This is a genomic window from Nocardia cerradoensis NBRC 101014 (genome assembly GCF_000308535.1).
Lineage (GTDB): Bacteria > Actinomycetota > Actinomycetes > Mycobacteriales > Mycobacteriaceae > Nocardia > Nocardia cerradoensis.
On sequence record NZ_BAFW01000098.1, the window covers coordinates 38871 to 48039 of the forward strand.

Annotated in this window: 10 protein-coding genes; 6 read left to right on the forward strand and 4 right to left on the reverse strand. The window is 69.7% G+C overall.

Annotated elements, in window-relative coordinates; translation table 11 throughout:
* The first annotated feature begins 5 nt into the window (after positions 1-5).
* From ON23_RS11000 to ON23_RS11010, 3 genes are all read left to right on the forward strand, one after another.
* Positions 6-392: an urease subunit beta gene (locus ON23_RS11000; RefSeq protein WP_051042383.1), complete on the forward strand. Its 387-nt coding sequence runs from the start codon at positions 6-8 to the stop codon at positions 390-392.
* Positions 392-2113 (forward strand): urease subunit alpha, encoded by a 1722-nt coding sequence (locus tag ON23_RS11005; protein WP_039777975.1) that lies wholly within the window; start codon positions 392-394, stop codon positions 2111-2113. Before ON23_RS11000 ends, ON23_RS11005 begins: the two co-directional genes overlap by 1 nt.
* 68 nt (positions 2114-2181) lie before the next feature.
* Entirely contained in the window at positions 2182-2844 is a 663-nt protein-coding gene (locus ON23_RS11010; protein WP_039777976.1) for an O-methyltransferase, read from the forward strand.
* On the opposite strand, the gene ON23_RS11015 is transcribed toward ON23_RS11010, so the two are convergent.
* A complete protein-coding gene (locus tag ON23_RS11015; RefSeq protein WP_039777977.1) occupies positions 2834-3403 on the reverse strand; it encodes a PadR family transcriptional regulator in 570 nt (189 codons plus the stop codon). The genes ON23_RS11010 and ON23_RS11015 overlap by 11 nt on opposite strands.
* A gap of 113 nt (positions 3404-3516) precedes the next feature.
* Here ON23_RS11015 and ON23_RS11020 point away from each other — a divergent pair, with 113 nt between their 5' ends.
* On the forward strand, positions 3517-3915 hold the full coding sequence (locus ON23_RS11020; protein ID WP_210743221.1) for a nuclear transport factor 2 family protein: 399 nt from the start codon (positions 3517-3519) through the stop codon (positions 3913-3915).
* Here the strand turns inward: ON23_RS11020 and ON23_RS11025 are convergent.
* Positions 3909-4640, reverse strand: a complete 732-nt coding sequence (locus ON23_RS11025; RefSeq protein ID WP_083903834.1) for a TetR/AcrR family transcriptional regulator — start codon at positions 4638-4640, stop codon at positions 3909-3911. The genes ON23_RS11020 and ON23_RS11025 overlap by 7 nt on opposite strands.
* An 84-nt stretch (positions 4641-4724) precedes the next feature.
* Here ON23_RS11025 and ON23_RS11030 point away from each other — a divergent pair, with 84 nt between their 5' ends.
* Both ON23_RS11030 and ON23_RS11035 read left to right on the forward strand, forming a co-directional pair.
* Positions 4725-6251, forward strand: coding sequence for an MFS transporter (locus tag ON23_RS11030; RefSeq protein WP_051042384.1), 1527 nt, complete (start codon positions 4725-4727; stop codon positions 6249-6251).
* A 64-nt stretch (positions 6252-6315) separates the two neighbouring features.
* Positions 6316-7182 carry an SDR family NAD(P)-dependent oxidoreductase gene (locus tag ON23_RS11035; protein WP_245555931.1) on the forward strand — a complete coding sequence of 289 codons (867 nt, stop codon included), beginning with the start codon at positions 6316-6318 and terminating at the stop codon, positions 7180-7182.
* Between the two features lie 21 nt (positions 7183-7203).
* Here ON23_RS11035 and ON23_RS11040 read toward each other — a convergent pair whose 3' ends face one another.
* Complete coding sequence (locus ON23_RS11040; protein WP_039777979.1) at positions 7204-8031, reverse strand: alpha/beta fold hydrolase; 828 nt, start codon at positions 8029-8031, stop codon at positions 7204-7206.
* A gap of 137 nt (positions 8032-8168) precedes the next feature.
* Positions 8169-9169 (reverse strand): zinc-binding dehydrogenase (locus ON23_RS11045; RefSeq protein ID WP_245555932.1); only part of this gene is annotated, 1001 nt, incomplete at its 5' end.

Below are 9169 nucleotides of genomic sequence, written 5' to 3' on the forward strand. Positions count from 1 at the left end.
CACCGATGAGTGCGATATCCGCCGGGAGCGGCCACGGCCCGGTGCCGGGAGAGTATCTGCTCGCCGCCGGCCCCATCGAGATCAACGCCGGCGCCGACCGGATCGAACTCGAGGTGGTCAACACCGGCGACCGGCCGGTGCAGGTGGGCAGTCATGTGCACTTCCCGCAGGCCAACACCGCGCTCGACTTCGACCGGATCGCGGCACACGGCCGCCGCCTCGACATCCCGGCGGGGACGGCCGTGCGCTTCGAACCCGGTCTGGCGCAGCGTGTTTCGCTGGTGCCGCTGGGCGGCAGCCGCGAGGTGTACGGGATCGGCCCGGATGCGCCGGGCCCGCTCGGCCCGGTGACGAACCGGCCCGGCGAGACGGACGGAAGGCCGGTCGACTGATGGCGGAACTGTCCCGCGCTCATTACGCCACCCTCTTCGGCCCCACGGTCGGGGATCGAATTCGCCTGGCCGACACCGATCTTCTGATCGAGATCACCGAAGACCGCTGCGGCGGCCCCGGCCTGGCCGGTGACGAGGCCGTCTTCGGCGGCGGCAAGGTCTTGCGCGAATCGATGGGCCAAGCTCGCGCCACCCGCGCCGAGGGCACCCCGGACACCGTGATCACCGGGGCGGTGATCGTGGACTACTGGGGAATCATCAAGGCCGACATCGGTATTCGTGACGGCCGCATCTGCGCGATCGGCAAGGCCGGTAATCCGGAAACCATGGACGGCGTGCATCCGGATCTGGTGGTGGGCCCGTCGACGGAGATCATCGCCGGCAACGGCCGCATCCTCACCGCCGGCGCGATCGACTGCCACGTGCACTTCATCTGCCCGCAGTTGCTCGACGAGGCGCTCGGCGGCGGTATCACCACCCTGATCGGCGGCGGAACCGGGCCGGCCGAGGGCTCCAAGGCCACCACGGTCACTCCCGGTGCCTGGCATCTGGGCCGCATGCTGGAGGCCACCGACGGCTGGCCGGTCAACATCCTGCTGCTGGGCAAGGGTAATACCGTGCGTCCCGAGGCTATGTGGGAGCAATTGCGCGGCGGCGCGGGCGGATTCAAGCTGCACGAGGACTGGGGCACCACCCCGGCGGCGATCGATGCCTGCCTGCGGGTGGCCGATGCCGCCGGAGTCCAGGTCGCGCTGCATTCCGATACGCTCAACGAGGCCGGATTCGTGGAGGACACCCTCGCCGCGATCGCCGGGCGGGCCATCCACTCGTATCACACCGAGGGCGCCGGCGGCGGGCACGCGCCGGATATCATCACCGTCGCCTCGCACCCGAATGTGATGCCCAGCTCGACCAATCCGACTCGCCCGCATACGGTCAACACGCTCGACGAACATCTGGACATGTTGATGGTGTGTCACCATCTCAATCCGGCCGTGCCCGAGGATCTCGCCTTCGCCGAGAGCCGGATCCGGCCCTCCACCATCGCCGCCGAGGACCTGCTGCACGATCTGGGCGCGATCTCGATGATCGGCTCCGATTCCCAGGCGATGGGCCGCATCGGGGAAGTGGTCATGCGGACCTGGCAGACGGCGCACATGATGAAACGCCGCCGCGGCGCACTGCCCGGTGACGGGGCCGCCGACAACCATCGGGTGCGCCGCTATATCGCGAAATACACGATCTGCCCGGCGGTGACGCACGGCCTCGACCACGAGATCGGGTCGGTGGAAGTCGGCAAATTGGCCGATCTGGTGCTGTGGGAGCCGGCCTTCTTCGGCGTGCGCCCGCACGCGGTGCTCAAGGGCGGCGCGATCGCCTGGGCCGCGATGGGCGATGCCAACGCCTCGATCCCGACCCCGCAGCCGGTGCTGCCGCGGCCGATGTTCGGCGCCGCGCCGGTGGTGGCGGCGGGCACGTCGCTGCATTTCGTCTCCCCGCAGGCCGTCGAGGACGGACTCGCCGAGCGGCTGCAGGTTCGCCGCAGGCTCGTGCCGGTGGCCGATGTGCGCCGCCGGACCAAGAGCGATCTGCCGCTCAACGACGCGATGCCGCGCATCGAGGTGGAACCGGACACCTTCACCGTGCGCATCGACGGCGAGGTGTGGGATCAGCAGCCGGCCGCCGAGCTGCCGATGGCGCAGCGCTACTTCCTGTTCTGAACCTCGCCCTGCCGCCGGGCCCGTGGGCGGCGCTGCGCCGGTGCGGTCGCGGTGGCACACTGGCCGATATGACGAATGCCGAATGGGGCGCGGTCGATCGCTATGTCGTGGACACTCTGATCGGAGACGCCGATTCCGATGTGGCGCAGGCGAATTCCGAGGCGGGCCTGCCGCCCATCGACGTCTCGCCGGCGCAGGGCAAATTCCTGTATCTGCTCGCGCTGTCGGCCGGGGCGCGGCGTGTCCTCGAGATCGGCACGCTCGGCGGGTTCAGCACCCTGTGGCTGGCGCGCGCGGTGGGACCGCAGGGCAGCGTCGTGACGCTGGAATACGATCCGCACCACGCCGAGGTGGCCCGCGCCAACCTCGATCGCAAGGGTGTGGGGGAGCGGGTGGAGATCCGGGTCGGCGCGGCGCTGGACACCTTGCCGGGAGTCGCCGAGGATCACGGTGAGCCCTTCGACCTGGTCTTCATCGATGCCGACAAGGTCAACAACGCCAACTATGTGCGGTGGGCCCTACGGCTGACCCGGCCCGGTTCGGTGATCATCGTCGACAATGTCGTGCGCCGCGGCGCCCTGGCCGACGGCGATCCCGGCGACCCCGCGGTCCGCGGGGCCCGGGAAGCGCTGGGACTGCTCGCCGACGAGCCGCGGCTCGAGGCCACCGTGCTGCAGACGGTGGGCAGTAAGGGGTGGGACGGATTCGCCTACGCCGTGGTCACCGGCTGACCGGCGCCGAGTCGCCGGGCCCGACCCGGTCGGGGCGGTCGGCCAGTTCGGTCCAGAAATCCACGTACGCCTGTTCGTGGCCGATGCCGAGTTCCAGGATGCGGGAACGGGATTGGGCGCGCACGGTGTCGGCCGGGTCGATCTCGGCGTGCAGGGCGCGGTAGCGGTCGAGCCAGCGGCGGTGCTCGGCGGCCTGGCGGCGCGCGAGGGCGACCACATCCTCGGGTGCGCCGAGATCGGCGAAGAACAGTTTCACCTGTGCCGGATCACGCGTCTCCGGCGGCGGACACCCCGGATCGGCCAGCCAGGCGCGTAACGCCTCGCGTCCGGCGTCGGTGAGCTGGAATACCCGGCGTCGGCGGCCGGTCTCCTCGGCGTCCTCGTGCAGCAGCCCGCGCTCGGCCAGCCGGGCCGGAATGCGGTAGAGCTGCGCATGCGGGACCGGCCAGAAGTAGTCGACGCTCTCCTCCATGCGCGCTTTGAGTTCGTAGGGGGTGAGCGGGCCGTGCCGGGCGATGAGCCCGAGCACGATGTGGTCCTGCGCTCCCAGATCCGCCATGGTCGTCAGCTTTCGGTTCGGCACGTCTCGATTCGGAACGGCATTGACACGGTCTCACTGAGACTATAGCTTCATATCCGTAATACCGTATCAATGAGACTATTGGAGTGAATATGCGCGCATACGGAATCGAACTCTTCGACCGGTGGACGGCGATGTGGAACGGGGAACTCGAGCTCGCGAGCCGAATCATGGCCCCGCGCTTCACACTTCGCTATGCCCAGCCGGGCGCCGAGGCCTACGACGCCATCCACGATCCGGAGACCTTCGCGCGGCAGATCGCGGCCTTCCGCGCGGCCGCGCCCGGTCAGCGATTCGAAACCCAGGGCGAGGCGGTCGTCGAGATCGACGACCGCCGTACCGGGACCGTGGCGCGGCCCTACGGTTCGCGCCGACCGGTCGCGGACGGTGAGATCGCCGTGAGCGGCACCGATATCCTGCGCGTCGAGGACGGGCTGATCGTGGAGGTCTGGTCGGTCTCCGGGGGGATCCAGGGCCGGTCGTACTACTGAGCTCCGCGCCGGCCGTGGCGTGCGGCGAAACCGTCGCACATCGCCGCCAGGCCTGAATGCAATTGCCGCACCGGATCGAGTAGATCGCCGAGTCCGGTGCCTTCCAGGGGCGCCAGCGCGGGCGGGCTCGGCCAGCGCGGGGTGCCCTCGAGAAGTGCCGTCAGACCGGAGGATTCGTCGTGCTCGTCCTCGCGGGCGGCCAGGATGGTGGCGCTGACCTGCTGGAGAGCGATGCCGGCGATATAACTCCAGACCTCGAGGGCCATCGCGGTGGCTTCGCGGCGATCGTCGGTCAGTTCGAGCAGGCCTTCGGTCAGCCAGCCCAGGCACGCGAGGCTGTGCGGGCCGAAGTTGTAGCGCGGCACGGCGAAGGTGAACAGCACCCATGGATGTAGCCGGTAGAGCTGCCAGTCGATATCGGCGGCCGCGCGTACCCGGTCACGCCAGGTCCAGCCCGCTTCCGGCGCGGGGTAGGGGTAGCGGCGCGCGACCTCGTCGGTCATATCGGCCAGCAGTGCGTCCTTGTTCGGTACGTGCCGATACAGCGACATCGCGCCCACGCCCATTCGCTCGGCGATGCGGCGCATGGACAATCCGTCGATGCCGTCCGCATCCGCCAGTGCGATGGCGGTGTCGACGATCGCCGCCCGCGTCAGCCGCTCGGGCTGAGACGGGCCCGGGGAGCCCGAAGGCGCAGGTGAGGCTGGGTGGGAAGGTTTCGGCATCGAAACTCGCTTTCCTTTCTGCGGCTGGATGCGTACGCTGTACCCCGGTCGCGTACGACGTACGCACGAGATGAAGGATAGGTGATGGTCGGCATTGAGACCTCGGCGGCGGGCTACACCGCGCCGAGCGCAACCCCCCGGCGGGCGTGGCTGGGTCTGGCGGTGTTGATCCTGCCGGTGCTGCTGGTGTCGATGGACATGTCGGTGCTGTACCTGGCGATGCCGACGCTGACCGAGCATCTGGACCCCTCGGCCGAACAGCAGCTGTGGATTCTCGACATCTACGGATTCATGATCGCCGGGCTGCTGATCACCATGGGCAATCTCGGTGACCGCATCGGCCGGCGCAACATATTGCTCGCCGGCGCAACGGTTTTCGGCATCGCCTCGCTGCTGGCGGCCTTCGCGCCCAGCGCCGGCGTGCTGATCGCGGCGCGCGCGCTGATGGGTGTCGGCGGTGCGACGCTGCTGCCGTCGAGCCTGGCGTTGATCTCGAGCCTGTTCCCCGAGGCGCGGGCTCGCGGCACCGCGATCGGCATCTGGACGGCGTTCTTCGCCGGCGGTTCGGCGGTGGGGCCGGTGATCGGCGGCCTGCTGCTGCACAAGTTCTGGTGGGGTTCGATCTTCCTGATCAATACGCCGGTACTGCTGGTGCTGCTGGCGCTGGGACCGCTGCTGCTGCCCGAACACCGCTCCGCCGGCCGCGGACCGCTGGACCCGGTGAGCGTGATCATGTCCATCGGCGGCATCCTGCCGCTGGTGTACGCGGTGAAACGGGCCGCGGCCGAGGGTGTCGACGTGGTCTCGGTGGTGCTCGGACTCGCCGGTGTCGCGGTCTTGGTGGCATTCGTGCGACGCCAGCGCACGCTGGCCGAACCGCTGCTGGACCTGAGCCTGTTCCGGCGCGGCCTGTTCCGCGTGGCGATCGGGTCGTCCACGGTGGGCATGATGTCGCTGGCCGGCATGAGCTATCTGACCAGCATGTATCTGCAGTCGGTGGCCGGACGCGACGTCCTGGGTGCGGCGCTGCTGGGTATTCCGGCGGCGATCGCGGTGTTCGTATGCTCGATGGGCGGGGCGCGGGTGGCGCGCCGGCTCGGCACGCGCGGCTCGTTCGTGCTGGCGTTGAGTGCGGCCGCGGTCGGCAACCTGCTGTTGCTCGGTATCGGCGTCGACGGCGGAATCGGCTGGTACATCGCGGGATCCACCATCGCGGGCCTCGGCTACGGCATCGTGTTCACCCTGGTGTCGGAGGTCGCGGTGTCCTCGGTTCCGGCCGAGCGCGCGGGATCGGCGGTCGGCATCTCCGAAACCAGTTTCGAACTGGGGAACGCCCTGGGATTGTCGCTGCTGGGTTCGCTGGCGGCGCTGGTGTTCCGATCGGGTGGCGGCTTCGCCGACACACTCGGCGAGACGCTCGTGCGTCATCGCGGCGACCCCACGGTGATCCATGCCGCGCAGAGCTCGTTCGTCACCGGGATGCACACCGCGCTGGTGGTGGGTGCGGCACTGCTGATCATGATGGCGGTGACCGCCGCGGCGACCTCGGGCCGCCGGCGCCGGCGCGCGATCGCGGTGGATACCGCCTCCGCGGCGGCGGGAACGCGCTGACCGGTTGCCGGTCGCGGTGACGATTCCGGCCCGCCGGCGCAGGCGGCCCAATACAGTTTCGGCTGTGACAGATACCGCCTCACCGGGCCGTCCGCTGGCCGAGCGGGTCGCGACGCGGCTGTTGTATCCCACCTCGCGTCCCCGTGACGCCGCGCTGCGCGAGGCCGTCTCGGGCCGGGTCGTGCTGGTGACCGGCGCCTCGCACGGCATCGGGAAGGTCACCGCCGCCAAATTCGCCGCCGCCGGAGCCGTGGTGGTGATGGTGGCGCGCTCGGCGGCCGAGCTGGACGCCGCGGCCGACGAGATCACCGCGAGCGGCGGCATCGCGCACACCTACAGCGCCGACCTGACCGATATGGACGCGGTGGACGAGCTGGCCCGCGACATCCTCGCCACACACGGGCGGGTGGATGTCGTGATCAACAACGCGGGCCGTTCGATCCGGCGCTCGATCGACCAGTCCTACGATCGTTTCCACGATTTCACCCGGACCATCGATATCAACTATCTCGGCCCGGTGCGATTGCTGCTGGCCCTGCTGCCGGCGATGCGGGAGCGCGGCCGCGGACACATCGTCAACATCTCCACCTGGGGCCTGCGGATGCCGCCGGTGCCGCGGTGGGCCGCCTACGGTGCGTCGAAGGCGGCCTTCGACCAGTGGCTGCGCACGGTCGCGACCGAGGTGGCGGCCGACGGCGTCACCACCACCTCGATCTACATGCCGTTGGTGCATACGCGCATGAGCGCGCCGACCGATTTCGGTTCGATGCCGGGCCTGACCGCCGCCGAGGCCGCGGATCTGGTGTGTCACGCCGTCGTCGCGAAACCGGTGGAGATCTCACCGTGGTGGAGCGGTCCGCTGCAGGCATGGACGGATCTGACCCGCGGCCCGATGCAGCGACTGATGGCCCTCGGCTTCCGCGCGAGGTGATCTGCGGCGGCGCAGTCGCGGTCAGCTCTGCAGGAACGCCAGCAGGTCGGCGTTGAAACGGTCCTTGTCCCCGGGCACCAAGGCGATGCCGTGTGAACCGCCCTCGTAGACGGTGAGGGTGGCATCGGGGATGAGCTTCGCCGCCTTGCGTGCGGTGGCGTCGATGGGCACGATCTGATCGTCGTCGCCGTGCACGATCAGCGTGGGGACATCGAATTTCTGCAGGTCGTCGGTGAAATCGGTGTATGCGAAGGCATCGACACAGCGGACCCCTGCCTCGATCGACTCGTGCATCGCCATGAACCAGAACGCGTCGCGGTTGCCCTGGGTGGCCTTGGTGCCCGGCCGGTTGGCGCTGAAGAAGCCCTCGGAGGTGTCGCGCCAGAACTGCGAACGTTCGGTCAGGATGCCCTTCTTGATCTGATCGAACACCTCGTCGGGCACGCCTTCGGGGTTGCCCTCGGTGCGCGCCATCAGCGGCGGGATAGCCGACAGCAACACCGCCGAGCGCACCCGTCCGGTGCCGTGGCGGCCGATGTAGCGAGCCAGTTCGCCGCCGCCCATGGAGTGCGCCACGAGCGTGACATCGCGCAGGTCGAGCCGGCTGAGCAGATCGTTCAGGTCGTCGGCGAAGGTGTCGAAGTCGTATCCGCTCCACGGCTGTGCCGAACGCCCGTGTCCGCGGCGATCGTGCGCGATACCGCGAAAACCGTTGTCCGCCACGTATTTCAACTGATCGTCCCAGGCGTCGGCGTTGAGCGGCCAGCCGTGGATGAAGACCACCGGGCGGCCCGAACCCCAATCCTTGTAGTAGATCTCGACCTCGTCGCGCGTCGTACACACAGGCATGGACGAACCTCCTCTGCGTGCGCCCGCCGGCCTCGGTCGCGGGCCGTGAGAACGAGACGCGACCTCCAGCGTAGGGGCCGCGACCGAGGCGAAGGGCTACGAATCGGTTACGTCAGCAATCGGGCAGCTACCGACTGTTACGGCTCGAGGACGACCTTGCCGACGGTGGCGCGGTCCTCGAGGGCCCGGTGCGCGGCGGCGGCATCGGCGAGGGCGAACCGGTGCACCGCTGGGCGCAACCGCCCGGAGCCGGCCGCGGCCAGGGCCCGCGTCTCCAGCGCCGCGATTCCGCCGCCACGTTCGAGCATCTCCGGACCGAGCACCGACCGTGAGGTGATGCCGCGAGCCGCGAGCTCGTCGGGGGCGAATTCCACCGCGGCATCGCTCCAGCCGAAGACGAGATGGGCGCCGCCGGGCGCGAGCAGTTCGACCGCCGCGCGGCCGGCCGCGCCGCCGACTCCGTCGAAGACCCAGTGCGCGGGCCGGTCGCCGAAACGTGCCCGCACCGCATCCGGCCACGCCGGATCGGTGTAGTCGAGGGCCAGGTCGGCGCCGTTGGCCGCGACGGTGGCGACCTTGGCCGCGCTGCCGGCCAGGCCGACGACAGTCACCCCGGCGGCGCGCAGATACTGCACGAGCAGTGTGCCGACCCCACCTGCGGCGGCGGGCACCACCGCGAGCTGTCCCGGCTCGACCTCGGCGAATCCCAGGATGCCCAGGGTGGTGCGCCCCGTGCCGATCATCGCCACCGCCGCGGCCGCCTCCAGCGCGTCCGGAATGCGGTGCAGCCGTTGCGCATCCGCGACCGCCAGTGCGGCGTAGCCGCCCGGCGCCGCGCCCAGATGGGTCACGACCCGAGCGCCCAGCAGATCCGGGTCGGCGCCGGAACCGACCAGATCGACCACACCTGCGACTTCGCGACCGGGGATCGTCGGCAACTGCGGCAGCGGATAGGGCCCCGGCAGGCCTCGGCGCAAACGGGTGTCGACCAGGTGAATTCCCGCCGCGGCCACGGCGATCCGGACCTGTCCGGCTTCCGGCAGGGGATCGGCGACGGTCTCGTAGCGCAGGTTCTCGGCCGGACCGAATTCGTGCAGGCGTATCGCTTTCATGAGCTCAGCCTGCAACCTCGACCATT